At 72.0% G+C, this 25,489-nt stretch carries 25 protein-coding genes; 18 read left to right on the forward strand and 7 right to left on the reverse strand.

Translation table 11 applies throughout. The features are described 5' to 3' along the window. Entirely contained in the window at positions 1-1,413 is a 1,413-nt protein-coding gene (locus AC4IJH_RS02725; RefSeq protein ID WP_490849829.1) for a M1 family metallopeptidase, read from the forward strand. Between the two features lie 77 nt (positions 1,414-1,490). On the opposite strand, the gene AC4IJH_RS02730 is transcribed toward AC4IJH_RS02725, so the two are convergent. After that, a complete protein-coding gene (locus AC4IJH_RS02730; protein ID WP_490849830.1) occupies positions 1,491-2,105 on the reverse strand; it encodes a trimeric intracellular cation channel family protein in 615 nt (204 codons plus the stop codon). A 107-nt stretch (positions 2,106-2,212) separates the two neighbouring features. Then, the gene (locus AC4IJH_RS02735; RefSeq protein WP_490849831.1) at positions 2,213-2,725 is read right to left on the reverse strand and encodes a nuclear transport factor 2 family protein; all 513 of its coding nucleotides are present in this window, start codon (positions 2,723-2,725) and stop codon (positions 2,213-2,215) included. A 131-nt stretch (positions 2,726-2,856) separates the two neighbouring features. Here AC4IJH_RS02735 and AC4IJH_RS02740 point away from each other — a divergent pair, with 131 nt between their 5' ends. Beyond that, on the forward strand, positions 2,857-3,705 hold the full coding sequence (locus tag AC4IJH_RS02740) for a thioesterase family protein (RefSeq protein ID WP_490849832.1): 849 nt from the start codon (positions 2,857-2,859) through the stop codon (positions 3,703-3,705). 19 nt (positions 3,706-3,724) lie between these two features. Here the strand turns inward: AC4IJH_RS02740 and AC4IJH_RS02745 are convergent, their stop codons facing one another. Both AC4IJH_RS02745 and AC4IJH_RS02750 read right to left on the reverse strand, forming a co-directional pair. After that, entirely contained in the window at positions 3,725-4,324 is a 600-nt protein-coding gene (locus tag AC4IJH_RS02745) for a TIGR03086 family metal-binding protein (RefSeq protein WP_490849833.1), read from the reverse strand. A 174-nt stretch (positions 4,325-4,498) separates the two neighbouring features. Beyond that, complete coding sequence (locus AC4IJH_RS02750; RefSeq protein WP_490849834.1) at positions 4,499-5,323, reverse strand: alpha/beta fold hydrolase; 825 nt, start codon at positions 5,321-5,323, stop codon at positions 4,499-4,501. 146 nt (positions 5,324-5,469) lie between these two features. Between AC4IJH_RS02750 and AC4IJH_RS02755 the strand changes: the two genes are divergently transcribed. Then, positions 5,470-6,639, forward strand: a complete 1,170-nt coding sequence (locus AC4IJH_RS02755) for a cysteine desulfurase family protein (protein ID WP_490849835.1) — start codon at positions 5,470-5,472, stop codon at positions 6,637-6,639. A 31-nt stretch (positions 6,640-6,670) separates the two neighbouring features. Here the strand turns inward: AC4IJH_RS02755 and AC4IJH_RS02760 are convergent, their stop codons facing one another. Beyond that, entirely contained in the window at positions 6,671-7,201 is a 531-nt protein-coding gene (locus tag AC4IJH_RS02760) for a hypothetical protein (RefSeq protein WP_490849836.1), read from the reverse strand. Between the two features lie 82 nt (positions 7,202-7,283). Beyond that, complete coding sequence (locus tag AC4IJH_RS02765; RefSeq protein ID WP_490849837.1) at positions 7,284-7,982, reverse strand: N-acetylmuramoyl-L-alanine amidase; 699 nt, start codon at positions 7,980-7,982, stop codon at positions 7,284-7,286. Positions 7,983-8,036: 54 nt separating this feature from the next. Here AC4IJH_RS02765 and mnmA point away from each other — a divergent pair, with 54 nt between their 5' ends. From mnmA to gdhA, 8 genes are all read left to right on the forward strand, one after another. Continuing rightward, a complete protein-coding gene (gene mnmA, locus AC4IJH_RS02770; protein WP_490849838.1) occupies positions 8,037-9,164 on the forward strand; it encodes a tRNA 2-thiouridine(34) synthase MnmA in 1,128 nt (375 codons plus the stop codon). Between the two features lie 537 nt (positions 9,165-9,701). After that, complete coding sequence (locus AC4IJH_RS02775; protein ID WP_490849839.1) at positions 9,702-10,292, forward strand: nitroreductase family protein; 591 nt, start codon at positions 9,702-9,704, stop codon at positions 10,290-10,292. After that, entirely contained in the window at positions 10,252-10,569 is a 318-nt protein-coding gene (locus tag AC4IJH_RS02780; RefSeq protein ID WP_490849840.1) for a DUF6092 family protein, read from the forward strand. The genes AC4IJH_RS02775 and AC4IJH_RS02780 overlap by 41 nt, the downstream gene beginning before the upstream one ends. A gap of 69 nt (positions 10,570-10,638) precedes the next feature. Beyond that, positions 10,639-11,316: a tRNA-dependent cyclodipeptide synthase gene (locus AC4IJH_RS02785; RefSeq protein WP_490849841.1), complete on the forward strand. Its 678-nt coding sequence runs from the start codon at positions 10,639-10,641 to the stop codon at positions 11,314-11,316. 274 nt (positions 11,317-11,590) lie between these two features. Then, entirely contained in the window at positions 11,591-12,352 is a 762-nt protein-coding gene (locus tag AC4IJH_RS02790) for a VC0807 family protein (protein WP_490849842.1), read from the forward strand. Next, positions 12,352-13,404 (forward strand): glycoside hydrolase family 113 protein, encoded by a 1,053-nt coding sequence (locus tag AC4IJH_RS02795; protein WP_490849843.1) that lies wholly within the window; start codon positions 12,352-12,354, stop codon positions 13,402-13,404. The genes AC4IJH_RS02790 and AC4IJH_RS02795 overlap by 1 nt, the downstream gene beginning before the upstream one ends. A gap of 49 nt (positions 13,405-13,453) precedes the next feature. After that, positions 13,454-14,692, forward strand: coding sequence for a sensor histidine kinase (locus AC4IJH_RS02800; RefSeq protein WP_490849844.1), 1,239 nt, complete (start codon positions 13,454-13,456; stop codon positions 14,690-14,692). Between the two features lie 160 nt (positions 14,693-14,852). Continuing rightward, positions 14,853-16,241, forward strand: a complete 1,389-nt coding sequence (gdhA, locus tag AC4IJH_RS02805) for an NADP-specific glutamate dehydrogenase (protein WP_490849845.1) — start codon at positions 14,853-14,855, stop codon at positions 16,239-16,241. A gap of 135 nt (positions 16,242-16,376) precedes the next feature. Here gdhA and AC4IJH_RS02810 read toward each other — a convergent pair whose 3' ends face one another. After that, positions 16,377-17,369 carry an NADP-dependent oxidoreductase gene (locus AC4IJH_RS02810; RefSeq protein WP_490849877.1) on the reverse strand — a complete coding sequence of 331 codons (993 nt, stop codon included), beginning with the start codon at positions 17,367-17,369 and terminating at the stop codon, positions 16,377-16,379. 109 nt (positions 17,370-17,478) lie between these two features. On the opposite strand from AC4IJH_RS02810, the gene AC4IJH_RS02815 reads away from it, so the two are divergent. The 7 genes from AC4IJH_RS02815 to ligA all read left to right on the forward strand — a co-directional run bounded on the left by AC4IJH_RS02815 (position 17,479) and on the right by ligA (position 25,354). Beyond that, positions 17,479-18,489 carry a GlxA family transcriptional regulator gene (locus tag AC4IJH_RS02815; RefSeq protein WP_490849846.1) on the forward strand — a complete coding sequence of 337 codons (1,011 nt, stop codon included), beginning with the start codon at positions 17,479-17,481 and terminating at the stop codon, positions 18,487-18,489. 68 nt (positions 18,490-18,557) lie between these two features. Then, complete coding sequence (locus tag AC4IJH_RS02820) at positions 18,558-19,100, forward strand: LOG family protein (RefSeq protein ID WP_490849847.1); 543 nt, start codon at positions 18,558-18,560, stop codon at positions 19,098-19,100. Between the two features lie 58 nt (positions 19,101-19,158). Then, the gene (locus tag AC4IJH_RS02825) at positions 19,159-19,848 is read left to right on the forward strand and encodes an SDR family oxidoreductase (RefSeq protein WP_490849848.1); all 690 of its coding nucleotides are present in this window, start codon (positions 19,159-19,161) and stop codon (positions 19,846-19,848) included. A gap of 52 nt (positions 19,849-19,900) precedes the next feature. Beyond that, entirely contained in the window at positions 19,901-20,344 is a 444-nt protein-coding gene (locus tag AC4IJH_RS02830) for a MarR family winged helix-turn-helix transcriptional regulator (RefSeq protein WP_490849849.1), read from the forward strand. A 139-nt stretch (positions 20,345-20,483) separates the two neighbouring features. Next, positions 20,484-21,911, forward strand: coding sequence for an MFS transporter (locus tag AC4IJH_RS02835; RefSeq protein ID WP_490849850.1), 1,428 nt, complete (start codon positions 20,484-20,486; stop codon positions 21,909-21,911). 160 nt (positions 21,912-22,071) lie between these two features. Next, entirely contained in the window at positions 22,072-23,103 is a 1,032-nt protein-coding gene (locus AC4IJH_RS02840) for a methionine synthase (protein ID WP_490849851.1), read from the forward strand. 43 nt (positions 23,104-23,146) lie between these two features. Further along, positions 23,147-25,354 carry an NAD-dependent DNA ligase LigA gene (gene ligA, locus AC4IJH_RS02845; protein ID WP_490849852.1) on the forward strand — a complete coding sequence of 736 codons (2,208 nt, stop codon included), beginning with the start codon at positions 23,147-23,149 and terminating at the stop codon, positions 25,352-25,354. Positions 25,355-25,489: the final 135 nt, after the last annotated feature.

A 25,489-nucleotide genomic window follows, 5' to 3' on the forward strand; every position in this document is an offset into this window, starting at 1 on the left:
ATGGCACTCTCCCGATCGGCACGTCGCACCACCCGTCTGCTCTCCCTGGCCACCGCGGCGGCCTCGGCCTTCACCATCGCCGCCGCCCCGGGCAGCTCACCCGGCTCCCCGGGCGCGGGCGACCCCTACTTCCCCAACCTGGGCAACGGCGGCTACGACGCCCTGCACTACGACCTCGGCGTCAGCTACGACCCCGAGAGCGGCCTGCTGGACGGGCGCACGACCCTGACCGCCCGCGCCACCCGTACGTTGAGTGCCTTCAACCTCGACCTGCACAAGCTCAAGGTCGACTCGGTCACGGTGAACGGGAAGAAGGCCGCCTTCACCAGATCCGGCGACGAGATCACCGTCACCCCCGCGTCCCGCCTGGCCAAGGGGAAGAAGTTCACCGTCAAGGTCGCCTACGGCGGGATACCCCTGCCGCTGAGCGGCCCCATCGTCTTCGGCTCCGACTACGGCTGGATGAAGACCAAGGACGGCGTCTTCGTGGCCTGCGAGCCCAACGCCGCCTCCACCTGGTTCCCCTCCAGCGACCACCCGGGCGACAAGGCGACGTACGACATCCGCATCGACGCCCCCAAGGGCCTGACCGGCGTCTCCAACGGGCGGCTGGTCAGCTCCTACGACAAGGGCGGGCGCTCCTACTTCCACTGGCGCGAGAAGAAGCCGATGGCCACGTACCTGGCCACCGCCACCATCGGCAGGTTCGACGTGCGCACCGGCACCACGCCCGGCGGCGTGCCCATCTATGTCGCCGTCGACCCGACGCTGCCCACCGGGAACGTGGACATCTACGGCATCACCGCCGAGGCCACCGACCACTGGTCCAAGATCTTCGGTCCCTATCCGTTCGAGGAGACGGGCGCGATCGTGGACGACATGCCGCAGGCCGGATTCTCCCTGGAGGTGCAGACCAAGCCGGTCTACTCGGCCGTGCGCAGCGAGGCCACCATCGTCCACGAGATCGCCCACCAGTGGTTCGGCGACTCGGTCTCGGTCAAGCAGTGGAAGAACATCTGGCTCAACGAGGGGTTCGCCTCGTACGCGGTGTGGCTGTGGGACGAGCACAAGGGGCGCCGCACGGCGCACGAGGCCTTCCTGAACGCCTACAACTCCCGCCCCGCCGACTCCCCGTTCTGGAAGACCAAGGTCTCCGACCCGCAGCGCGACACCATGTTCGCGAGCGCGGTCTACCAGCGGGGCGCCATGACGCTGCAGGCGCTGCGCGAGCGCATCGGGGACCAGGCGTTCTTCAACCTGCTGCCCACCTGGACCCGGCAGCACCGCTACGGCAACGCCACCACCGAGCAGTTCATCGATCTCGCCGAGAAGATCTCCGGGCAGGACCTGGGCGACCTGTTCGCCACCTGGCTGGACACGACGTCCAAGCCGCCGCTGCCGCAGGGCTCCTGACGGCCCTGCCCGGGATCCTCGTGGGGTCGCCTCATGGGCGCTGAGTAGGGCGCTGTGTAGGGCGGCTTCGTGGGGGGCTACTTGCTTTTGAGCGGCTGCGGGCGCGGCAGGTGGAAGCCGAAGTAGACCGCGCCCATCCGCAGGGCGAAGACCAGCCCCGCCGAGACCACCGCGGCGGGGTTGGCGCCCGCCCCGAGGTGGTGCAGCGCCAGGTAGCAGGCGCCGCCGGCCAGCGCGGCGATCGCGTACACGTCCTCGCGCAGCAGCAGCGGCGGGAACTCCCCGCACAGCACATCGCGGATGACCTCGCCCGCGACCCCGGTCAGCACCGACAGGATGATCACGGCGAGCGGGGTGGCGCCCGCGTCGATGGCCGCGCGGGCGCCGATCACGGTGACCACGGCGAGCCCGATGGCGTCGACGACCAGCAGCGATTTACGGGGCAGGGACCAAAAGCGCAGATAGATGATGGTGCCCACACCGACGCAGATGATGACGGTGAGCAGGACCCAGTCGTGGGTCCAGTACAGCGGGTGGCGGTTCAGGATCAGATCGCGCAGCGTTCCGCCCGAGATGGACGCGGCGAAGGCGAGCACCAGCCCGCCGAAGGGGTCCATGTTGGCGCGGTAGGCGGCCAGCACCCCGCTCGCGGCGAAGGCGGAGACGCCGACCAGGTAGAGCACGTGAAGCATGGGCCCATGATCTCAGGCCATGGGTCGGGTTCCGGCCACCGTCCGTATACGGAGGCCGGTACGGGCCGCGTGCGGTTGCCGCCCCTTGCCGGGGGTGGCCCTCCACGTCACGCCAGCTGAGGCGGCTCCATGATCCCCAGCTGGGCGAGCAGGGTCGCGCAGTCGTAGAACAGCTCCCCGGCCACGATCCGCCCTTGCCGGTCGTAGGTCAGCACCTCGCAGAAGGGCACGTCCACCCGCTTGTGGGTGGGCGCGACGCCCGGCAGCGGCCGCCCGTCGTTGCGGCCGCGCGCGTGGAAGAGGCAGACGGTGTGGCACCCGGCGTCCAGATACCGCGGCTGTTCGGCCCGGCCGTCCGGATAGGCCGCGCCCCACTGCCGCATATGGTCCGCGATCTCTCCCAGGCCCTTGAGGGTGGTGCGCTGCCCGTGGTCGGTGTAGCTCGCGTCGTCGGCGAACAGGGTCCGGGCGCCGGACCAGTCGCGCCGGTTGAAGCACCGGGTGAGTTCCTGGTGCGTGGCGAGATGGCCGGCGGTACGGCCGGGGCGGGGGCTCAGCAGCCCGGGTCCGGCGTCGGCGGCGCACACCTCATGGTCGTTACGGCTCACGTGGCTGCCCATGGTCCGCCTCCCCGCGGCGGTGAGCTGATGCGATGCGCCCAGCATCGCACCGGGGCCGGCGCGGTCAAGGCCGGCGGGGTCGTTGAGCCGTTCACTACCGGCGGGTAACTTTTCGGTGTAGCGTGCCGTACATGGCACAGGTGACCATAGGTAACAGTGAGTTCGACCGCGATACCGCCGTCGTGCGCCGCGCCCCGGGGATCTACGACGCCCGGCTCTCCGAAGGCTGGACCATCATCCGCGCGGTCAACGGCGGCTATCTGCTGGCGACCGCGGCCCGCGCGCTGGGCGACGCCCTGCCGCACCCCGACCCCTTCTCGGTCACCGCCCACTACCTCACACCGTCCGTGCCGGGCCCGGCCGTCATCCGCACCCAGACCGTACGGGCCGGGCGCACCATGTCCACCGGCACCGCCAGCCTCGTCCAGTTCGAGGAGGACGGCACCGAGGTCGAGCGGCTGCGCCTGCTGGCCTCCTACGGCGACCTGTCCGCCCTGCCCGACGACGTCCGTACCAGCGCCAAGCCCCCGGCGATCCCGCCCTACGAGCACTGCCTGGGCGCCGACAGCGCCCCCGAAGGCACGTCCGCCATCCCCGGCAGCTCCGCGATCGCCGGCCGCCTGGACCTGCGGCTGGACCCGGCCACCGCGGGCTGGGCCGTCGGCGCGCCCTCGGGCAAGGGTGAGATGCGGGCCTGGTTCGGGCTGGCCGACGGGCGCGACCCCGACCCGCTCTCGCTGCTGCTGACGGTGGACGCCCTGCCGCCCACCGCCTTCGAACTGGGCCTGCGCGGCTGGGTGCCCACCGTCGAACTCACCACCCACATCCGCAGCCGCCCCGCCCCCGGCCCGCTGCGGGTGGCCATCACCACGCGCAATGTGGCGGGCGGCTTCCTGGAGGAGGACGCCGAGGTCTGGGACAGCCAGGACCGCCTGGTGGCCCAGTCCCGCCAGCTGGCCCGCGCGCCGCTGGCCGGCTGAGGGCCTGTCCTGGGGAGGGTCAGGTCAGCGGTGTGCGTCCCAGCCACGCCGCCAACTGCTCGTGCACATCGGCCCCTTCGGGCACGGTTTGTACGGGGCCGAAGGGTACGCCCTCGCCCCGCCGGTCCGCTGCCAGTGACAGGCGGGCGACATCCAGGGCGACGCGCCCCAGCTCCGGGTCGAGCTGTCCGGGGCGGCCGAGCGCCTGCCACAGGTCCCAGGTGTGTGTCACGGTCTCCATCAGCGCAACGCCCAGCGCCATGCGCAGCGGCGGCGATCCCCAGGGCAGGGTGACCACGGTGTCCAGCGGGGTCTGTGCGACGGTGCGCGCGAGGCGCTCCTGGGCGTCCGTGTAGGCCTTGGCGTAGCCGTCGTCCGGTACGGCCCGGGGGTCGGCGGGCAGGTCGGCCAGGGCCCCGCCCGCGGTGGCGTGGGTGAAGCGCAGGGCGCCGCCGACGAGGTGCCCGAGCAGCTGCCGTACGTCGAACTCGGCGCAGGGCGTGCGGGATTCGAGCTGATCGGGCCGTACGGAGGCGATCAGCCGGGCCGCCTGCTCCGCGGCGCGCTCGCGCAGCGCGCGGGCGTCGAAGGTCCGGGGGTCAAAGGTGTGGGTGTTCATGGCGCAGACCCTGCCGCGAAAACCTGACACCCTCCGTCATATTCACAATCCGGGTGCGAGCCGGCTGTGCCCCGCAGGGGCGCGGGACCGCGTCGGTATGCGGCTGCGCCGCGTGGGCGCGACCGGCCACGGCGCGCCCGCAGCGGACGGCGCACCGCGGGCCCGGCGGCCCGCTCAGCGCAGGAACCGCGCCACCGCGCCCGCCAGTTCCGCGGGAGCGTCCAGCGGTACGAGATGCCCCGCCCCCTCGATGAGCCGCAGCCGCGCGCCGGGGATCAGTGAGGCCAGCTCGCGGGCCTTGGCCACCGGGATCCAGGTGTCCTCGGTGCCCCAGCACACCAGCGTGGGCACCGGGATCTCCCCGTAGCGCCCCTGGATCTCGTCGGTGAAGCGCTGGTCGTTGAGCTGGATCTGGCGGTAGAAGGCGGGGCGCCCCTCCTCGGTGCACCAGGGCTCGACGAGCTCCTCCAGTACGGCAGGGGGCAGCCCGGGGTGGCTGGCGGAGCTGACGTACTCCCGTACCAGCGCCCGGTGCAGGGCGGGCGGCAGCTGGCCGAAGACCTCGGCGTGCGCGCCGAGCAGGCGGTAGGCGGGGGAGCCCCAGGGGGCGAGGGCGACCGGATCGACGAGGGCGAGGCGGCGGTAGCGGGCGCCGTGCAGGAGGTGGGCGCGCAGCGCCACGCAGCCGCCGAAGTCATGGGCGACGACGGCGGGTTGGTCCAGCCCCCAGTGCGCGAGCAGCTCGGTGAAGACGCGCCCCTGCGCCGCGAGGGAGACGTCCTGCCCGGCGAACTTCCCGGAGGCCCCGTACCCCGGCATGTCCCAGACGAAGACGCGGTGGTGCCCGGCGAGCGCGTGGGCCACGTCCTGCCAGACGCGGGAGGAGAACGGGGTGCCGTGCAGGAGGACGACGGGCGGGGCGTCGGGCGCTCCCCATCGCGCCCAGCGCACCTCGCCGCAGGAGCTGGTGAACGTGCGGTCCAGGAGCCACGGTGTCATGACCATAATGCTAGTGACTCCTTACCTGCGCGTCGAGAGCGACGGCCGTGCGGGGCGGTGCCGCCCCGCCCACCCCGGGGGCGCCTCCGCGCGCCGGGCATGCGCCCCCGGCGCGCGCGGGAGCCGCTCGTAGAATCGTGCGCACCATGGTTTACCTCGATCACGCCGCCACCACTGCGATGCTGCCGGAGGCGGTGCAGGCGATGACCGCCCAGCTGACCGTCACCGGCAACGCCTCCTCGTTGCACGCCGCGGGCCGGCGGGCCCGGCGCACCGTCGAGGAGGCGCGCGAGTCCCTCGCCCGCTCGCTCGGCGCCCGCCCCAGCGAAGTCGTCTTCACCTCCGGCGGCACCGAGGCCGACAACCTCGCCGTCAAGGGCCTGTACTGGGCCCGCAGGGACGCCGACCCGGCCCGTACCCGCCTGCTCGCCAGCCCCGTCGAGCACCACGCCGTCATGGACGCGGTCGAGTGGCTGGCCGAGCACGAGGGCGCGCGCGTGGAGTGGCTGCCGGTCGACCCGCTCGGCCGGGTGCACCCGGAGGCGCTGCGCGAGGCCATCGCCCGCGATCCCGACGATGTCGCGCTGGCCACCGTCATGTGGGCCAACAACGAGATCGGCACGATCATGCCGGTGCGCGAACTGGCCGAGGTGGCGGCGGAGTTCGGCGTTCCGCTGCACGCGGACGCGGTCCAGGCCTTCGGGCAGATCGAGGTGGACTTCGCCGCCAGCGGGCTGGCCGCCATGACCGTCTCCAGCCACAAGATCGGCGGGCCGTACGGCATCGGGGCGCTGCTGCTGGGCCGCGAGTACACCCCCGTCCCCGTCCTGCACGGCGGCGGCCAGGAGCGGCACGTCCGCTCCGGCACGCTCGACACCCCCGCCGTCGCCGCCTTCGCCGCCGCGGGCCGGCACGCGGCCGAGCACCGCGAGGAGTTCGCCCGCGGGATCGGCGCGCTGCGCGACGACCTCGTCAAGGCCGTACGGGCCGCGGCCCCCGACGCCGTCCTGGGCGGCGACCCGGACCCGTCGGGCCGGCTGCCCGCCAACGCGCACTTCTCCTTCCCCGGCTGCGAGGGCGACTCTCTGCTGCTGCTCCTGGACGCGCAGGGCATCGAGTGCTCGACGGGCTCGGCCTGCACCGCCGGGGTCGCCCAGCCCAGCCACGTACTCCTGGCCACGGGAATGGACCCGGACCTGGCCCGCGGCACGCTGCGCTTCTCGCTGGGGCACACCTCCACCGCCGCGGACGTGGCGGCGCTGGCGGAGGCGATCGGGCCGGTGGTGGAGCGGGCGCGCAGCGCGGGCCTGAGCTGAGCGCCGGAAGCCGTGAGGGCCGCGCCCCGTCTCAGGGGATCAGACCGCCCACGAAGTCGATCGTGAGCATCCACCACGGGTCGGCGCCCGTGCCGAACGCGGTGGCCAGGGTGTATCCCACGGCCGCGTCCTGCGCGGTGGCCTTCCGGTCCGTGGCCCACTCGGCGCCCGCCGCGCCGTTGCCGGCCGAAGTGAAGCTCCCCACGCGGCGGTTGTCGCGCAGCAGCCGGCTGCCCGCCACGGAGTCGGGGACCAGGCGGTAGGAAACGCCCTGGCACGTCACGTCCACCCGGAAGGAGCGGCGCAGCAGCCGCCCGCGCGCGGGGAGGATGCGCACCGACCGGTTGTCGACGCACAGCGCCAGCCCCTCGCCGCTGCGCGTCCCGATGGGCACGTGCTTGTTCTTCTTCGCCGTGGGCAGGCGCCGCAGGGTCGCCGGCGGGATCTGCTCGCCGTGCACGGACAGCTCCCCGGCGGCGCTGTCCAGCAGCAGCGAGATCTGACCGAAGCGGGGGTCCTCGACGAGGACGGGGGAGGGGGCCGGTCGCGGTGCCGTGGTCATCGCGGTGTCCTTCGCTAGTACCTGCTCATGGTCGTGTCCCGTAGCGGTGGCGTGCCCGTCGGCCGGGCGCGGGGCGGTGCGCTCATGCCGCCCCGGCGCCCGCCCCCGCCTTTCCGGCTCCAGCCTCCCGTACGAGCCTGAGATAGCGCTGCCATTGCCAGTGCGGACCGGGGTCGGTGTGGTCCGTGCCCGGCACCTCCACATGCCCCACGATGTGCTCGCGGTCCACGGGGATGCCGTAGCGGCGGCAGATCCCGGCGGTCAGCCGCGCCGAGGCGCGGTACATCGCGTCGGTGAAGTCGCCGGGGCGGTCCACGAAGCCCTCGTGCTCGATGCCGATGCTGCGCTCGTTGAAGGCGCGGTTGCCCGCGTGGTACGCCACGTCCAGCTCGCGGATCATCTGCGCCACATGGCCGTCCTTGCGTACGACATAGTGCGCGGCGGCACCGTGCAGCGGATCGCGGAAGACCTTCAGGGCGACCGGGAAGCTGCCCTGGACGACATGGATGACGACCCGGTCGACGGTGTAGTCGGCCGGGCGGTCGGCCCGCCGCAGGTTCGCGGGGGAGGCGGCCACCCACTGGGCGCCCGCGAAGTCCACCTCGCCCTCCCTGCGCGGCCGGTCCACGCCGGGCAGGCGGTACCACCACCGCGACAGCGGCCCGCGCGCCAGATACGTCCCCGTTCCCGCGGCCACCACGCCGCCGCCCCCGATCAGCAGGGCCCGTCTGCCGATGCCCCTCCGGGGCGCCCGGTCAGCCGTTTCGTCAGCCTCTCCCATGCGCTGGATAACGCTTACGGGCCCGTCCGCGGTTCCGTCTACTCTTGAAGGGCTATGACGACTGACGCCCCCCGCCGCCTCCGCGTGCTCGCCGCCATGTCCGGCGGTGTCGACTCCGCCGTTGCCGCCGCCCGAGCCGCCGAGGCCGGCCACGACGTGACCGGCGTGCACCTCGCGCTCTCCGAGAACCCCAAGTCCTTCCGTACGGGCGCCCGGGGCTGTTGCACCATCGAGGACTCGCACGACGCCCGCCGGGCCGCCGACGTCATCGGCATCCCCTTTTACGTCTGGGACCTGGCCGAGCGCTTCCGCGAGGACGTGGTCGAGGACTTCTTCGCGGAGTACGAGGCGGGGCGCACGCCCAACCCCTGTCTGCGCTGCAACGAGAAGATCAAGTTCGCGGCCCTCCTGGACAAGGCCCTCGCGCTGGGCTTCGACGCGGTCTGCACCGGCCACTACGCCACCGTGGTGGTCAACGAGGACGGCAGCCGCGAGCTGCACCGCGCCTCCGACATGGCCAAGGACCAGTCCTATGTGCTGGGCGTGCTGGACGAGAAGCAGCTGGCGCACGCCATGTTCCCGCTCGGCGACACCCTCACCACCAAGGCCGAGATCCGCGAAGAGGCCGCCCGCCGCGGCCTGTTCGTGGCCAAGAAGCCCGACAGCCACGACATCTGCTTCATCGCCGACGGCGACACCCAGGCCTTCCTGGCCAAGCGCCTGGGCAGTGCCGAGGGCGACATCGTGGACGAGGCGGGCAACAAGCTCGGCACCCACGAGGGCGCGTACGGCTTCACCATCGGCCAGCGCAAGGGCCTGCGCATCGGCACCCCCGCGCCGGACGGCAAGCCCCGCTACGTCCTGGACATCTCCCCGGTGAACAACACCGTCACCGTCGGCCCGGCCGCCTCCCTGGACGTGACGGCCCTGACCGCCGTCAAGCCCCGCTGGTGCGGCACGCCCCCGGCCTCGGGCCCGGCCTCCTACACCGCCCAGCTGCGCGCCCACGGCGAGGAGACCGAGGTCACCGCGGAGTTCGTGGACGGCGCTGAGCTGCGGGTCGCCTTCGCCGAGCCGGTCCGCGGCGTCGCCCCCGGCCAGGCCGTCGTCCTGTACGACGGGACCCGCGTGGTGGGCTCGGCGACGATCGCCACGACACAGCGGGTGCCGTCCGCGGCGTGACCTGCCCGCCAGGGTCTTCCGGCCCGCTCGCCAGGGCGCTTCTGCGGCCCGCCGCCTTCGTGGCGGCGGGCCGTTGCGCTGAGCGGGAGCTTCCGCATACCGGCCGGAAGGTTTTCTTTCAACGGGAAACTATCGGAACGTGGAACTCCGTTTGCCTGTCGTGTCGGCGGCGGAAATTCCTCCCCGTGATTTCCTTAATTCCTCGTCAAGGTGATGTTGCTCCCTTGATCACCCCCTTGTCCGAGCACTTGTCCGTGTGCATACTAAATTTCTGCGTGCGGACGATCTTGGCGAGCAGGTAAGAACAGGGGCAGTGATGTGATTCGTGTCACGAGGGCGTTTTCCTTGGAGATGCGCCGGAGCTGACAAATCAACAGCCCGAGCGGGCCGGCGGAGTGACCGGCTCCATCACAATCGGTGCGGCCCCCTCTCCGCCGCTCCCTGCCATTCCCCCCTCAGTGGCGCGTGGTGAGGCAGTGGAACTCCGACCTACTACCCGACGGCGCCTGCCGAGTGCTGCGGAAAAGAAGGGCGTAGATGTTAACCAACTCTTCACCGGAGACACTGCGGGAAGTGCTGCCGGACGCGCTCACCGTCCTCAACACGCGCAGTGTGGTGCGAAATTACGCACCGGAGCCGGTAGACGACGCGCTCATCCAGCGATTGCTCGAAGCGATGCTGGCGGCGCCGACCGCGTCCAACCGACAGGCGTGGTCCTTCACCGTGGTGCGCAAGCCCGCCAGTGTCCGCCGGATACGGGCGTTCTCCCCGGGCGTTCTGGGAACCCCGGCATTCTTCGTCGTGGCCTGTGTCGACAGGAGCCTGACCGACAACCTGTCGCCGAAGCTCTCGCAGACGATCTACGACACCAGCAAGCTCTGCGTGGCCATGGCGGTGGAGAACCTGCTCCTGGCCGCCCACGCGTTCGGCCTGGGCGGATGCCCGGTCGGCAGCTTCCGGTCCGAGATCGTGAAGATGCTGCTGAACATCCCGGAACACATCGAGCCGATGCTGGTCGTCCCCATCGGCCGCCCCGCGAAAGAAGTCGTCCCGTCCGAGCGTCGCAACAAGAATGAGGTCGTGAGCTATGAAGCCTGGGGAAACGGTGCTGCCGCCCCGACTGCGTGAGGACATCGCCCTCCTCGCCGTCTATCTCCTGAGCAGCGGGCGCGGGCTTCTGGACGAGCCTGCCGACTACGGGATCTACCGGTGCACCGACGGTGCCCGGCGCGCCCTCGGACTCCTGGAGGAACACGGAATCAGCACGCCCCAGCTGTCCGCGGTCCGCGACCGCCTGGACGAGGTCATGTTCGCGCCGATGGGCGGGGACAAGGACATGGGAACGATTCTGGACGAGCTGTGTCACCAGATGGCGGTCGCGCTTCCCGAAATCGAGACCCCCTGACGGCTGTTCAAGCGATCCAAAGGACTGCAGGACATGCAAACTGGCTTAGCTCCGGATATCTCCCATGACATGCGGGAGGAATCACTCAACGACAAGAGCCTGGAAATCCGTCGGCGCGGGGAGCACGCCCTCATCGGGATAAGTGCTGGAAACAGCTATTTCAATCAGCAGCGCCTCATTTCGCTGCTGCAATGGGCCGGGCAGAATTTCTCCGATGTCGATGTCGTCTATGTGGACACGCATATCGACGCGATGCTGATCGCGGACGGCCGCTCCGCCGAGGACGCCGAGAGATCCGTGAAAAGAACTCTCAAGGACCTGCGGCGCAGAATCCGGCGCTCGCTGGAGAGCGTGGGACCCGATATCACCCGGTTCCGCGTCCGGGCGCTGTCCGAGCTCCAGGAGACCCCGGAGTACCGGGCCGTGCGCGCCCGTACGGACCGCGCCTTCGAGGAGGACCGGGACTTCGCCTCGGTCTGCGAGCAGATGGTGCGCGCCGTCGTGACGAACCGGCCGGGGGAGGAGGCGGGGATCACCGAGCAGCACCTGCAGGCCGGACTGAGCTACGTCATGGCCGAGGCCCCGCTCTTCGTCGACTCCCCGGGCGTCTTCTCGGTGGGCTCCTCGGTGCTCTGCTACCACATCCGTACCCCGATCACGGAGCACCTCGCCAAGCAGGAGACCGGCTTTCGCGCCGCTCCCGAGCAGGCGTACGTGGTCGTCAGGCCGCGGGAGTACCCGGCGTAGCCGTACCGACGGCAGGCGCGGTGCGAGCCGGCGGGGAGGTCCTTGGGGGCCGCTCCGCCGGCTCTGCGCTGTGCCCGGTGAACTGCCCCTCCCGGGACCTGACGGCTTCCGGTCCGGCACCTGACCACTGCCCCGTCCGGCACCTGGCGGGCCCCCGACCTGACAAATGTCATGCCGAGGACGGGACAGTCGCTTCTGCCGGTGCGCGGGGGCCGGAGGCGAAGCTGTACGCGTCGGACCGCACCACGCGAACAGGGACCCGGGGGAGCACCTCATGAGCAAGGCCACCACCAGCCGCCGCAACCCGCTGCTGGAGAGTTTCACGCCGCTGATCGTGGACGCCGCGCTCCCCATCGGCGCGTACTACCTCCTCAGCAAGGGGTTCGGGATGGGGACGGTGGCGGCGCTGGGCTGGAGCAGTGTGCTGCCGGCGGCCCGGACGCTCTGGGGCATCGTCAAGGAGCGCACGCTCAACGGGCTGGCCCTGCTGATCCTGGCCACCAACATCGTCAGCCTGCTGCTGGCCTCGGTCACCGGCGACGCCCGTCTGATGCTCGCCAAGGACAGCGCCGTGAGCAGCGTCATCGGCATCGCGGTCGTGGTCTCGGCGTTCGGGAGGCGGCCGCTGATGACGGCCGGGCTCAAGCCCTGGGTCACCAAGGGGGACGCGGCGCGGACGGCGGCCTGGGACCGGCTGCTGGCAGGGTCGGCGCGGTTCCGGCGCTTTGAGCGGGTCTTCTCCCTGATATGGGGCGGCGCGCTCGTGGCCGAGTGCGTGGCCAAGGTGATCGGCGCGTACACCCTCCCCGTCGACACGATGGTGTGGCTGGGCACGGTGATCCTCATCGTCGCGATTCTGCTGGCCATGGTCGTCGCCGGAGGGGCGGCGGCCGACCCGATGGAGAAGATGGTCGCGGCCGAGGCGGCGGCCGGCGCGGCGAGCGCCCTGGAGGACGGACGGCAGGCCGCGGCGGCGTCCGCGGAGACACCGGCCGCCGGTACGAAGGCTGGCGCGGGCGCGGGGGCCGGAATCTGATGCGCCGTCAGGGCATCAATTACGACACGGGGTTCAGCCCCGACGGGGACGGCACCTCCCGTACGGCCTGGGACCCGGCGGTGGTGCGGCGCGAGATGCGGGTCATCGCCCGCGAGCTGCACTGCGACGCCGTCCGGATCTCCGGCGGCGACGCGGACCGGCTCACGACGGCGGCCGAGGCGGCGGCCGCCGAGGGGCTGGAGATCTGGTTCGCGCCCTTCCCGTGCGAGCTGACGCGAGAAGAACTGCTCGGCTTCCTCGCCGACTGCGCGCGGCGGGCCGAGCGGCTGCGGGCCGCCGGAGCCGAGGTGGTGTTCGTCGCCGGATGCGAGATCAGCATGTTCAACCCGGGCTTCCTGGCGGGGGAGGGCCTCTACGGGCGGATGAACGCCCTGTTGGGCGCCGGCGAGCAGTGGTGGCACGGCGAATTCCCGCGGGTGATGCGGGAGTTGGAGGAATTCCTGGCGCAGGCGGCACGGGCCGTACGAGCCGCCTTCGGCGGACGTGTGACGTACGCGGCGGGTCCTTGGGAGAAGATCGACTGGGCGCCCTTCGACATCGTGGGCGTGGATGCCTATCGCGCGCGGTACAACGCCGCGAGCTATCGGGAGGAAGTGCGCGAGCACTTCCGTCACGGCAAGCCGGTGGCGGTCACGGAGTTCGGCTGCTGCACCTACCGGGGCGCGGGGGAGCGCGGCGGCGCGGGCTGGACCATCGTCGACCGGGAGTCCGATCCGCCGCGCCTGGACGGCCGCTACGAGCGCGACGAGGACGAGCAGGTCCGCTGTCTGACAGAACTCCTGGCGGTCTTCCGGGAGGAGGGCGTGGATGCGGCGTTCTGGTTCACCTTCGCCGGGTACGGCCTGCCGCATGCGCCCGACGACCCCGTCCACGACCTGGACATGGCGTCCTACGGGGTGGTGAAGATGCTTGCGCACGAACCGCGGGGGCAGGCCCGCCCCGAGGTGGGCTGGGCGCCCAAGGCCGCCTTCGCCGCGATGGCGCGCCTGTACGCGGCAGGGCGCGAAGAGGGCCGCGGGAAGGGGGCGTAGGGACACCTGGGGCGCGGTCCGTGCAGGGGGCACCTGTTGGAATGGGGACATGGGTCTGCGCTTGAAGATAGGTGTCACCATCGCCGCCACCGCGGCGATGGCCGCGGCGGTCACCGGTGCTCAAGTGCCGCGCATGCTGGAGGACAACGCCCGGGACGCGGCCGCCGAGACCCTGCAGTTCGCCCAGCGCGTCCATGAGCAGAACCACGGGAGCTTCCCCGGACTGCAGATCGACCCGCCGGACCTGCCGCGGCCGCTGCGCGAGGAACTCGCGCCGGGCAAGCGGGCGACGTTCCTGGTCGAGGGGGACTCGCCCGGCTCCGCCGAGCTGTGGGCCGCGGCCGAGACGCACGGCAAGGTCTTCGCCATCAGGAAGTCCTACGACCGTCTGCTGACCGACGACCTGGAGGAGGTGATGTGGCAGGCCGGCACCGTGGGCACGGCCGTCGCCACACTCATCGGCCTGGGCCTGGCGACCCGCCTCGGCTGGCGGCTGCGCGTCTCGGCCCGGCGGGCCGTGCAGATCGCCGACGGTGACCTGGCGCAGCGCCTGCCCCAGGGCGGTACGGACGAGATCGCCCGGCTCAACGGCGCGGTCAACATCATGGCCGAGGCGCTGGCCGCCCGCCTCCAGGCCGAGCGCGAGGTGACCGCGAACATCGCGCACGAACTGCGCACCCCCGTCGCGGGCATGGTCACCGCCGCCGGACTGCTCCCTGCGGGCCGTACCGAGGACATGGTCAGGGAACGGGCCGGGCGGGTGCGGGACTTGATGGAGGACGTACTGGAGGTGGCGCGGCTGGACGGGGGAGCGGAACGGGCCCAGTGGCGGGAGGCGGAGCTGGGCGTGCTGGCCCGCCGGGCCGTGCGGGCCGCCACCGCCGACCGGGAGGCGGACCCCGCGCGGGTGGCGGTGCGCATCACCTCCGACGCCGTGGTGGAGACCGACCCCCGGCGCGTGGAGCGGGTGCTGACCAACCTGGTCACCAACGCCCTGCGGCACGGCGCCGAACCGGTGGTGGTGGAGGTGGCGGGCGGGGCCGGGCGGGTGGTGGTGCGCGACCACGGCCGGGGCTTTCCGGCGGACCTGCTGACCGGCGGCCCGCAGCGGTTCCGTACCGGCGCGCAGGGCACCGGGCTCGGGCTGGGCCTGACCATCGCCGTGGGGCAGACCCAGGTGCTCGGCGGGCGGCTGGAGTTCACCAATGCGCAGGACGGCGGGGCGCGCGCGGTACTGGAGTTACCGGGTGCGGTACGCGAGGCGGCGCAGGACAGGGGGACTGGCTGAGGGGCCGGTGGACGTGACAGCGTACAGGGCCGGGCGTCCCCGGTTGACGCCGTGGCAAATAGGGTCGAAGCAGCGACGTAACGTCAAGGGTCGTCCGGCCGAACGGCGGTGGCGTCCGGGTGGGGCGGCCGTGTGCAGGCCAGGAGAGGAAGGGCACGTCATGGCGAATGTTCGAACCGAGGAGCAGCCGGGGGCGAAGCCCGGGGCCGACGCGGCCGGACTTGCCTCGCTGCACGCGGAGCTGGTCCGGCGCAACCCCGGCGAGCCGGAGTTCCACCAGGCGGCCCTGGAAGTGCTGGAGACGCTGGCCCCGGTGCTGGCCGCCCGCCCGGAGTTCGCCGAGGCCAGGCTCGTGGAGCGGATCTGCGAGCCGGAGCGGCAGATCATCTTCCGGGTCCCCTGGCACGACGACCGGGGCACCGTCCACGTCAACCGCGGCTTCCGGGTGGAGTTCAACAGCGCCCTGGGCCCCTACAAGGGCGGGCTGCGCTTCCACCCCTCGGTCACCCTCGGCACCGTCAAGTTCCTCGGCTTCGAGCAGATCTTCAAGAACTCCCTTACGGGCCTGAGCATCGGCGGGGCCAAGGGCGGCAGCGACTTCGACCCGCGCGGCCGCTCGGACGCCGAAGTGATGCGGTTCTGCCAGTCCTTCATGACCGAGCTCCACCGCCACCTGGGCGAGCACACCGACGTCCCCGCGGGCGACATCGGCGTCGGCGGCCGCGAGATCGGCTTCCTCTTCGGCCAGTACCGCCGCATCACCAACCGCTGGGAGGCGGGCGTGCTGACCGGCAAGGGCCTGGACTGGGGCGGCTCGCAGGCCCGTACGGAAGCCACCGGCTACGGCAATGTGCTCTTCACCGCCGAGATGCTCCAGCAGCGCGGCGAGGAGCTGGACGGCCAGCAGGTCGTGGTCTCCGGGTCGGGCAATGTCGCCATCTACACCATCGAGAAGGCCCAGGCGCTCGGCGCCAACGTCCTGACCTGTTCGGACTCCGGCGGCTGTGTCGTGGACGAGAAGGGCATCGACCTCGCCCTGCTCAAGCAGGTCAAGGAGGTCGAGCGGGGCCGGATCAGCGAGTACGCCGAGCGGCGCGGCACCTCGGCCACGTACGTGCCCGGCGGCCGGGTCTGGGACGTCCCCGCCGATGTCGCCCTGCCCTCGGCCACCCAGAACGAGCTGGACGCCGACGCGGCCAGGGTCCTGGTCTGCAACGGCGTCAAGGCGGTCTCCGAGGGCGCCAACATGCCCACCACCCCCGAGGCGGTGGCGGTGTTCCGGCAGGCCAACGTGGCCTTCGGCCCGGCCAAGGCCGCCAACGCCGGCGGTGTGGCGACCAGCGCGCTGGAGATGCGGCAGAACTCCGGCCGCGACTCCTGGTCCTTCGAGCGCACCGAGGGCGAACTCGCCGCGATCATGCGGAACATCCACGACACCTGCTACGCCACCGCCGACCGCTTCGGCGTCCCCGGTGACTACGTCGTCGGCGCCAACATCGCGGGCTTCGAGAGGGTCGCGGACGCGATGCTGGCCCAGGGCCTGATCTAGCCCCGGCCCGGCGCCCGTACGCCGAGGGTGCCCGTACGCCCGGCCCGGCGCCCGTACGCCCAAGGGCGGCCCCTGCCTTCCCCCAACAGGCAGGGGCCGCCCGGCCCCGCACGCGATGGCGCCCGCCCGGCCGCCCTACTCGGCCACCCGCAGAACGATCTTCCCCCTCGTCCGCCGCTTCTCGCCGTGCGCATGCGCCCGCGCGGCCTGCTCCAGCGGGAAGACGGAGTCGATCTCCGCGCGCAGCAGACCGGCTTCGACGAGCGAGGCGATCTTCTGCATCCCGGCGTAGTCCGGCTCGACGAGCGTGAACCCGGCCCGCACGCCCAGGGCCTGGGCCTGCGCGAGCGGCGGCACCTCGGTGCGGGAGGAGATCGAGACCAGCGTGCCGCCGCGCCGCAGCACCTTCAGCGAGCGCGGCCCGTAGTCACCGCCGATGGTGTCCAGGACCACGTCCACCTCCCGTACCGCCTCGCTGAAGTCCGTACGGGTGTAGTCGATCAACTCGTCCGCACCCAGGCCGCGCAGGAAGGCGTGCTTGCCCGCGCTGGCGGTGCCGATGACGTACGCGCCCAGCGACTTGGCGATCTGCACGGCCAGATGCCCCACCCCGCCGGCCGCCGCATGGATCAACACCCGCTGTCCCGCGCTGAGTTGTGCGGTCTCCGCCAGTGACTGCCAGGCGGTGAGCGCGGCCAGCGGCAGCGCCGCGGCCTGGATGTGGTCGATCCCCGCGGGCTTGCGGGTGAAGTGGCGGGCGGGCGCGGTCACGTACTGCGCGTACGCCCCCGCCTGGTGCGGGAAGCGCGGCATGCCGAACACCTCGTCACCCGGCGCGTAGAGCGTCACGCCCGTCCCGACGGCCTCCACCACCCCCGACACGTCGTAGCCGAGGACCGGCGGCGTGCCCCACAGGCCGAACCCGCCGCTCGCCCGGGACTTCCAGTCCGCCGGGTTGACCCCGGCCGCGTGCACCCGCACCAGGATCTCGGTCGGGCCGGGCACCGGACGGTCCAGCTCGACCTCCCTCAGGACGTCGGGGGCGCCCCACTCGCGGGGGCTGACCGCCCGCATCCGGGCGGGCGCCGAACTGTCCTCGGCGGCCACGTCGGCGCTGGTCACGGGCATGGTGGTGCGGGTCATGAGAAGTCCTCTCCAATGCGGTGAGCCATCAGAGTGCGCCCCGGGGAGGCCGCGTGGTGCTGGCCGTTTGGCCATGGTGTGACAGGATCTGGCCATGGCCGCTGTGCACCGGGTGGCCGTCCTCGCGCTGGACGGCGTCATCCCCTTCGAGCTCGGAATCCCCTCCCGCGTCTTCGGCAGCGCCGAGGGGCCGGACGGCGAGCCGCTGTACGAGACCGTGGTCTGCACGGCCGACGGCGGCCCGGTCACCAGCAACGCGGGGTTCGCCGTCGCGGTCGAGCACGGGCCGCAGGCGCTGGCCACGGCCGACACGGTGGTGATCCCGCCCACCTACGCTCTCGGCCCGCTCACCGAGGGCGGCCCGCTCTGCGCACCGGTGGCCGGCGCGCTCGCCCGTATCCGCCCCGGCACCCGCCTGGTCTCGATCTGCACGGCCTCCTACGTCCTGGCCGCGGCGGGCCTGCTGGACGGGCGGCCCGCCACCACCCACTGGCGGGTGGCCGAGTCCTTCCAGCGGACCTTCCCGCGGATCAAGGTCGACCGGGACGTGCTCTTCGTGGACGACGGCGACGTACTGACCTCGGCGGGCGCCGCGGCCGGGATCGACCTGTGCCTGCACCTGGTGCGCCGCGACCACGGCAGCGCGGTGGCCAACCTGGTGGCCCGGCGCTGCGTGGTGCCCCCGTGGCGCGAGGGCGGGCAGGCCCAGTTCGTCGAGCGGCCGGTGCCCGAACCGGCCGCCACGACCACCACCGCCACCCGCGCCTGGGCCCTGGAGCGCCTTCAGCGCCCGCTGTCACTGGCCGAACTGGCGGCGCACGCGCGGATGAGCCTGCGCACCTTCACCCGCAGATTCCGCGACGAGGTCGGGATGACCCCCGGGCAGTGGCTGACCGCCCAACGCGTCGAACTGGCACGGCAGTTGCTGGAGACCACCGATCTGCCCGTCGACGTGGTCGCGCACCGGGCGGGCTTCGGCTCGGGCAACTCCCTGCGCCAGCACCTGCGCGCGGCCATCGGCGTCTCACCGGTGGCCTACCGCCGCACCTTCCACGCCACCGCGCCCCCCGCGGCCCGACCCGCGCCCGCACCCCCTGCGGCCTGATCTATGCCCGCCTTCCCGGCCGCCGCCCGCCCCGCCGCCCGCCTCGGCGCCCTCGTATCGTGAGCCCCATGAACATCTGCGTCTTCTGCTCCGCCGCCGACCTCGACGACCGCTACACCACCCCCGCCCGCGAGTTCGCCGAGCTGATCGGCAGGGGCGGCCACGCGCTGGTCTGGGGAGGCTCGGACACCGGTCTGATGAAGGTGATGGCCGACGGCGTGCGCGCGGGCGGCGGCAAGCTCATCGGCATCTCGGTTCAGTTCCTGGCGCACAAGGCGTACGCGGACGCCGACGAGATGGTGATCACCAAGGACCTCGCCGAGCGCAAGGCCCAGCTCCTCGAGCGCGCCGACGCCGTCGTGGTCATGGTCGGCGGCACCGGCACCCTGGACGAGGCCACCGAGATCCTGGAGCTGAAGAAGCACGGTATGCACACCAAGCCGGTCGTGCTGCTGAACACCGCGGGCTTCTACGACGGCCTCAAGGAGCAGTTCCAGCGCATGGAGCGGGAGGGTTTTCTGCCCCTCCCGCTGACCGAGCTGGTCTTCTTCGCCGAGGAGCCCGTCGGCGCCATCGCCCACCTGGAGGAGCAGGCCGGTATGCAGGGCTGAGCCCCGGCTCCCGGACGGCCTCCTTTTCGCCCCTGACCTCCTCGTTAGGATCGAGGGTATGGGTACGCACTTGATCACGGGCGCCGGTTCGGGCATCGGGGAGGCGGTCGCGCAGCGGCTGGCCGACCGGGGCGAGGAGCTGTGGCTGCTCGCGCGGAACGCGGGCCGCGCCAAGGAACTGGCCGCACGATTCCCCGGCGCCCACACGCTCGTCGGTGACCTCGCCGACCCCGAGAAGCTCTCCTGGGCCTTCGGCCACCAGACGCTCCCGGACCGCCTGGACTCCCTCCAGCACATCGCGGGCGTCATCGAGCTGGGCGCCGTCGGCGAGCTGAGCGCCAAGAGCTGGCAGCGCCAGCTGGCGGCCAACCTCGTCGCCCCCGCCGAGCTGACCCGCCTCCTGCTGCCGCAGCTGCGCGTCTCCCAGGGCCATGTCGTCTTCGTCAACTCCGGCGCCGGGCTCAACGCCCACGCCAACTGGGGCGCGTACGCCGCCAGCAAGCACGGCCTGAAGGCGCTGGCCGACTCGCTGCGGGCCGAGGAGCACGGCAACGGCGTACGGGTCACCTCCGTCTACCCGGGGCGCACGGCCACGCCCATGCAGGCCAGCACCCACCAGCAGGAGGGCAAGGAGTACGACCCCGCGCGCTGGATCGACCCGGAGTCCGTCGCCACGACCGTGCTGACCGCCATCGACCTGCCGCGGGACGCGGAGATCAACGACCTGACGGTGCGGCCGGGGCGCTGAGGCGGGCACCGGCCCGCCGCGGCCGCGGCCGCGGCCGACGTACGCTGCACGGGTGAGCAGTGAAGCGAAGTCGACCGCGGCGGCGGGGTGCGGGTTCAGGGACCTGCGGGCGCTCGTCACCGAGCTGAGCCGGCGCATGGACGCGCACCGGCGCGGCCGGATCTCCGAGATGGACCTCACGCCGACCCAGGCGCACGCCCTGGAGGAGCTGCGCGAGCCGAAGACGGCGCGCGAGCTGGCCGAGCTGCTCCAGTGCGAGCCGCCGAACGTCACCTACGTCGTCTCCAAGCTGGAGAAGCAGGGGCTGGTCGTACGGGAGCCGCATCCGCAGGACCGGCGGGCCAAGCAGCTGGTGCTGACCGACAAGGGGCGCGAGGTGCGGCTGGAGATCTTCCGGCGGATGGGCGAGGACACCCCGCTGGACCACCTCTCCCTGGCGGAGCGCTCCGAGCTGCGCGACCAGCTGCTCAAGGCGCTGGACCGGGTCGGGGAGTAGGAGTACGTCGGGGAGCAGGAGTACGGCGAGCCTTCGGGCCCCGGGTGCCGATCGTGGCCCGGGGCCTTTCGTATGCGTTCAGTAAAGTTATAGCTGTAACCATTGCCGTCGAATATGGCTACAGCTTTAACTATCTCTCATGATCGGCAAGACGGCTCCGAAACCGGCCCTCACAGCGACGGCACACCCGCTCGGCACGGCGGGCACCCCGGCCGTTCCCCGCGGCGGCGGCCGCCAACTCCTCGTCCTCGCCCTCGGGTTCGTGATGGCCAGCCTGGACACCGGCATCATGAACGTCGCCTCCGGCGACCTGCGCGCCGGCCTCGGTCTGACGATGTCCGGCCTGACCTGGGTCGTGGACGGCTACGTCCTGGCCTTCGCCGCCTTCCTCCTGCTGGCCGGCTCGCTCGCCCAGCGCCTGGGCGCCCGCCGCGTCTACCTGGCTGGCCTCGCCGTCTTCACCGCCGCCTCGCTGCTGGGCGCCCTCGCCCTCAACGGCCCCGTCCTGGTGGTCTCCCGCTTCGCCCAGGGCGTGGGCGCGGCCCTGTTCATGCCCAGCTCGCTGACGCTGCTGATGAACGCCTTCCCCGAGCAGAAGCGCCGCGCCAAGGTGCTCGGCATCTGGTCGGCGATCGTCTCCACCTCCGTCGGCCTCGCGCCGACGGTCGGCGGCGTCCTGGTCGGCACGCTGGGCTGGCGCAGCATCTTCCTGATCAACATCCCCATCGGCATCGCGGGGCTCGCCCTCACCCGGCGGGTGGTCGCCCCCGTCGCCCGGCAGGGCACCGGTACGCCGCTGGGCGCCCTGGGCCACGTCCTGGGATTCCTCGCCCTGGGCGCGCTCAGCTACGCGCTCATCGAGGGCCCGGCGGCGGGCTGGACCTCCGCGCCGGTCCTGGGGGCGTTCGCCGTGGCCGTGGCCGCGGCGGCGGGCTTCGTCGTGCGCGAGCGCAGGGGCCGTACGCCGATCCTGCCCGTCGTCCTGTTCGCCGACTCCCGCTTCTCGGCCGCCAACGCCGTCGGCTTCCTCTTCAACTTCGCTTTCTACGGCGTGCTGTTCGCACTCGGCCTGTACCTGCGCACCACCCGCGGCGAGGGCCCGGTCACCGCCGGGCTGCAGATGCTGCCCGCCGTCCTGGTCATCCCGCTGGGCAACATCCTCTACACCCGCGTCGGCGCCCGCTTCGGCAACCGCCGCACCCTGACCGCGGCCCTGGCCCTCAGTGCGATCGGCTACGCCGTCCTCTTCCTCCTCCTCTCCCCGGACCTGCCGTACGGGGTCCTCGCCACGCTCCTGGCCCTGATCAACATCGCCAGCGGCGTCGCGTCCCCGGCCATGACCGGCGCCCTGATGGAGGCCGCGGGCAGCGAGCACGCGGGCATCGGCAGCGCGACCCTGAACGCCAACCGCCAGATCGGCTCCCTGGTCGGCATCGCCGGCGTCGGCGCCACCGTCGCCGCAACAGGCGGCGGCCACCACGGCACGGCCCTCTCCTTCGCCCTCACCGCAGCAGCCCTGACCCTGGCAGCCCTCATCACCTGGCTCGGCATCCGCACCCGCTCGTAAGTTTCAGCCCGCCCGGCGTCCGAGTACGGGCCCAGCCGAGTCCGGCCCGTCCGGCGTCGGAGCGCGAGCCCGGCCAAACCCAGCCCGTCCGGCGTTCGAGGACGAGCGGCCGCCAGGCCGCGATAACCACCCACGTCCCGCAGCGACATACCCTTCCCTGGTGAGCACGGACGCAACGGACGACACCAAGATCGCACTGCCCGCCGGTACGGCGACCGGCATCGGCTCGATGCCCGGCGGCGACGCCCGCGAGGCCGCCAAGACGGTCACCGGATCCCTGGAGGCCCTCCCGTACCTCCCCGAGCTGCCCGCCCGCGGCCCCGGCGCCGACATGATCGGCCGGACCACGGGACTGCTCGTCGAGGTCTACGCACACGTGGAGCCCAGCGGCTGGCGCATCAGCGACCGGCCCGGCCGCGACACCCGCCGCGCCCGCTCCTGGCTGGGCGAAGACCTCGACGCCCTGGAGGAGTTCACGCAGGGCTACGAGGGCGCGCTCAAGGTCAGCGCGGTCGGCCCGTGGACCCTGGCCGCCGCACTGGAGCTGCGCGGCGGCGAGGCCGCGCTCGGCGACGCGGGCGCCTGCCGCGACCTGACGGCCTCCCTCGCCGAGGGCCTGCGGGCCCATCTCGCCGACGTACGGCGCCGGATGCCCGGCGCCCGCCCCGTCCTCCAGCTCGACGAGCCCTCGCTGAGCGCCGTCCTCCAGGGCCGGGTGAAGACCGCCAGCGGCTACCGCACCCACCGGGCCGTGGACCGGGCCGTGGTCGAGGGCGCGCTGCGCGAGCTCGTACGGGCCGCCGCCGCGTTCCAGGTGCCCGTGATCGTCCATTCCTGCGCGCCCCAGGTCCCGTTCGGCCTGCTGCGGCGGGCCGGCGCCGCGGGCATCTCGTTCGATTTCTCACTGCTCACCGAGCGTGAGGACGAGGCGATCGGTGAGGCCGTCGAGGGCGGTACGACGCTCCTGGCGGGCGTGGTGCCGGGCGTGGACGGCCCATTGTCAGACCCTGCCGGTAGCGTCATGGGTGTCAGGACGCTGTGGCGCAGGCTGGGGCTGTCACCGGGGACTCTCGCCGAGTCCGTGGTCGTCACTCCCTCGTGCGGACTGGCGGGCGCTTCGCCCGCATATGCCCGTACGGCCCTCGCTCACTGCGCCCGGGCGGCGAGATCACTCGCAGACAACCCTGAGTGACGGAAAATCGAGGATCACTCAAGGACCACGGGAGGACGAAACGGTGGCTGGCGAACAGCACGCAGCAGTGCCGGCGACGGCGCGCGAGAAGCACGCGCAGATCGCCGAGCAGGTCGAGGAGCACCGCTTCCGGTACTACGTCAAGGACGCTCCGGTCGTCAGCGACGCGGAGTTCGACAGGCTGCTGCGCGAGCTGGAGGCGCTGGAGGAGGAGTATCCGGAGCTGCGCACCCCGGATTCCCCCACGCAGAAGGTCGCGGGCTCCTACGAGACGGAGTTCACCGAGGTCGAGCACCGCGAGCGGATGCTCTCGCTGGACAACGCCTTCGACGACGAGGAGCTGGCCGCCTGGGCCGAGCGGCTCGCCTCCGAGCTGGGCGGCGACCCCAAGAGCGCCGGCTACCACTTCCTGTGCGAGCTGAAGGTGGACGGCCTCGCGGTCAATCTGACGTACGAGAACGGCCGTCTGACCCGCGCCGCCACCCGCGGCGACGGACGCACCGGCGAGGACATCACGCCCAACGTCCGCACCATCTCCGAGATCCCCGACCGCCTCAAGGGAGACAGCGTCCCGGCGCTGGTGGAGGTGCGCGGCGAGGTCTACTTCCCGATGGAGAAGTTCCTCGAACTCAACGAGCGCCTGGTCGCCGAGGGCAAGCCGCCCTTCGCCAACCCCCGTAACGCCGCGGCCGGTTCGCTGCGCCAGAAGGACCCCAAGGTCACCGCCACCCGGCCGCTGCACATGGTCGTCCACGGCATCGGCGCCCGCGAGGGCTTCGACATCGACTGCCAGTCGCACGCCTATGACCTGCTGCGCGAGTGGGGCCTGCCCACCGCCCAGCACAACAGGGTCGTCGACGCGCTGGAGGACGTACGGAAATTCATCGCCCACTACGGCGACGCGGACACCCGCCGTACCGCGGTCGAGCACGAGATCGACGGCGTCGTCGTCAAGCTGGACGAGATCCCGCTCCAAGGGCGCCTGGGCGCGACCTCGCGCGCCCCGCGCTGGGCGATCGCCTGGAAGTACCCGCCCGAGGAGGTCAACACCAAGCTGGTGGACATCCGCGTCGGCGTCGGGCGCACCGGCCGGGTCACCCCCTACGCCGTCGTCGAGCCGGTGACGGTGGCCGGCTCCGAGGTCGAGTTCGCCACGCTGCACAACCAGGACGTGGTCAAGGCCAAGGGCGTCTACATCGGTGACACCGTCGTGCTGCGCAAGGCCGGCGATGTCATCCCCGAGATCCTGGGGCCGGTGGTCGATCTGCGCGACGGCAGCGAGCGGGAGTTCGTGATGCCCGCCGAGTGCCCCGAGTGCGGCGCTGCCCTGCAGCCCGCCAAGGAGGGCGACATCGACCTGCGCTGCCCCAACGCCCGCGCCTGCCCCGCCCAGATCCGCGAGCGCCTGTTCTACCTCGCGGGCCGCAAGTGCCTGGACATCGAGAACTTCGGCTATGTCGCCGCGACGGCCCTGAGCCAGCCGCTGGAGCCCGCCGAGGCGCCGCTGAAGGACGAGGGCGATCTGTTCTCCCTCTCCGTCGAGCAGCTGCTGCCCATCAAGTCCTACGTCCTGGACCCGGACTCCGGCCTGCCCAAGCGCGACCCGAAGACCGGCGAGGAGAAGATCGTCACCTTCTTCGCCAACCAGAAGGGCGAGCCGAAGAAGAACACCCTGGCGATGCTGGAGAACATCCAGGCGGCCAAGGAGCGCCCGCTGGCCCGTATCCTGACCGGACTGTCGATCCGCCATGTGGGCCCGGTCGCCGCCCAGGCGCTGGCCCGCGAGTTCCGCTCGCTGGAGCGTATCCAGGAGGCCGACGAGGAGGAGCTGGCCGCGGTCGAGGGCGTCGGGCCCACCATCGCCGCCTCCCTCAAGCAGTGGTTCGCCGTGGACTGGCACCGCGACATCGTCGAGAAGTGGCGGGCGGCCGGCGTCCGGATGGAGGAGGAGTCCACAGGCGATGAAGGTCCGCGTCCGCTTGAAGGCGTCACCGTCGTTGTAACGGGCACACTTCAGTCACACACCAGAGATGGCGCGAAAGAAGCCCTGCAAAGTCTCGGAGCGAAGGTGACCGGTTCCGTTTCAAAGAAGACCGGTTTCGTCGTGGTGGGTGACAATCCAGGATCGAAGTACGACAAGGCCATGCAGTTGAAGGTCCCCGTACTGGACGATGACGGCTTCACGGTGCTGCTTGAGCAGGGGCCCGACGCGGCGCGAGCGGTAGCCGTCACTCCGCCTGAGGAGGAGTGAGGCGTCACCTCATCGGCGCATACCAGATGCTTACGGGTGGCCGGGTCGCATTCGGGCAACCGCTGCCGATCGCTGCCCGTGGCGGCCTTCTGCGGCCTACTGTTGAGGTGTGCGCCTGCCGTGGCGCGGGCACAG

It is taken from the genome of Streptomyces sp. UF-297 (genome assembly GCF_058245575.1).

Excerpts from the sequence above, each read along its gene's own strand:
- AC4IJH_RS02815 (WP_490849846.1), top strand. The coding sequence starts at position 17,479 with ATGGCCGCTGTGCACCGGGTGGCCGTCCTCGCGCTGGACGGCGTCATC.
- AC4IJH_RS02795 (WP_490849843.1), top strand. The coding sequence starts at position 12,352 with ATGCGCCGTCAGGGCATCAATTACGACACGGGGTTCAGCCCCGACGGG.
- AC4IJH_RS02750 (WP_490849834.1), bottom strand. The coding sequence starts at position 5,323 with ATGACACCGTGGCTCCTGGACCGCACGTTCACCAGCTCCTGCGGCGAG.
- AC4IJH_RS02835 (WP_490849850.1), top strand. The coding sequence starts at position 20,484 with ATGATCGGCAAGACGGCTCCGAAACCGGCCCTCACAGCGACGGCACAC.
- AC4IJH_RS02825 (WP_490849848.1), top strand. The coding sequence starts at position 19,159 with ATGGGTACGCACTTGATCACGGGCGCCGGTTCGGGCATCGGGGAGGCG.
- AC4IJH_RS02820 (WP_490849847.1), top strand. The coding sequence starts at position 18,558 with ATGAACATCTGCGTCTTCTGCTCCGCCGCCGACCTCGACGACCGCTAC.
- AC4IJH_RS02740 (WP_490849832.1), top strand. The coding sequence starts at position 2,857 with ATGGCACAGGTGACCATAGGTAACAGTGAGTTCGACCGCGATACCGCC.
- gdhA (WP_490849845.1), top strand. The coding sequence starts at position 14,853 with ATGGCGAATGTTCGAACCGAGGAGCAGCCGGGGGCGAAGCCCGGGGCC.
- AC4IJH_RS02735 (WP_490849831.1), bottom strand. The coding sequence starts at position 2,725 with ATGGGCAGCCACGTGAGCCGTAACGACCATGAGGTGTGCGCCGCCGAC.
- AC4IJH_RS02755 (WP_490849835.1), top strand. The coding sequence starts at position 5,470 with ATGGTTTACCTCGATCACGCCGCCACCACTGCGATGCTGCCGGAGGCG.
- AC4IJH_RS02780 (WP_490849840.1), top strand. The coding sequence starts at position 10,252 with ATGAAGCCTGGGGAAACGGTGCTGCCGCCCCGACTGCGTGAGGACATC.
- AC4IJH_RS02810 (WP_490849877.1), bottom strand. The coding sequence starts at position 17,369 with ATGCCCGTGACCAGCGCCGACGTGGCCGCCGAGGACAGTTCGGCGCCC.
- AC4IJH_RS02765 (WP_490849837.1), bottom strand. The coding sequence starts at position 7,982 with ATGGGAGAGGCTGACGAAACGGCTGACCGGGCGCCCCGGAGGGGCATC.
- AC4IJH_RS02775 (WP_490849839.1), top strand. The coding sequence starts at position 9,702 with ATGTTAACCAACTCTTCACCGGAGACACTGCGGGAAGTGCTGCCGGAC.
- AC4IJH_RS02760 (WP_490849836.1), bottom strand. The coding sequence starts at position 7,201 with ATGACCACGGCACCGCGACCGGCCCCCTCCCCCGTCCTCGTCGAGGAC.
- AC4IJH_RS02725 (WP_490849829.1), top strand. The coding sequence starts at position 1 with ATGGCACTCTCCCGATCGGCACGTCGCACCACCCGTCTGCTCTCCCTG.
- mnmA (WP_490849838.1), top strand. The coding sequence starts at position 8,037 with ATGACGACTGACGCCCCCCGCCGCCTCCGCGTGCTCGCCGCCATGTCC.
- AC4IJH_RS02790 (WP_490849842.1), top strand. The coding sequence starts at position 11,591 with ATGAGCAAGGCCACCACCAGCCGCCGCAACCCGCTGCTGGAGAGTTTC.
- AC4IJH_RS02745 (WP_490849833.1), bottom strand. The coding sequence starts at position 4,324 with ATGAACACCCACACCTTTGACCCCCGGACCTTCGACGCCCGCGCGCTG.
- AC4IJH_RS02785 (WP_490849841.1), top strand. The coding sequence starts at position 10,639 with ATGCGGGAGGAATCACTCAACGACAAGAGCCTGGAAATCCGTCGGCGC.
- AC4IJH_RS02730 (WP_490849830.1), bottom strand. The coding sequence starts at position 2,105 with ATGCTTCACGTGCTCTACCTGGTCGGCGTCTCCGCCTTCGCCGCGAGC.
- AC4IJH_RS02800 (WP_490849844.1), top strand. The coding sequence starts at position 13,454 with ATGGGTCTGCGCTTGAAGATAGGTGTCACCATCGCCGCCACCGCGGCG.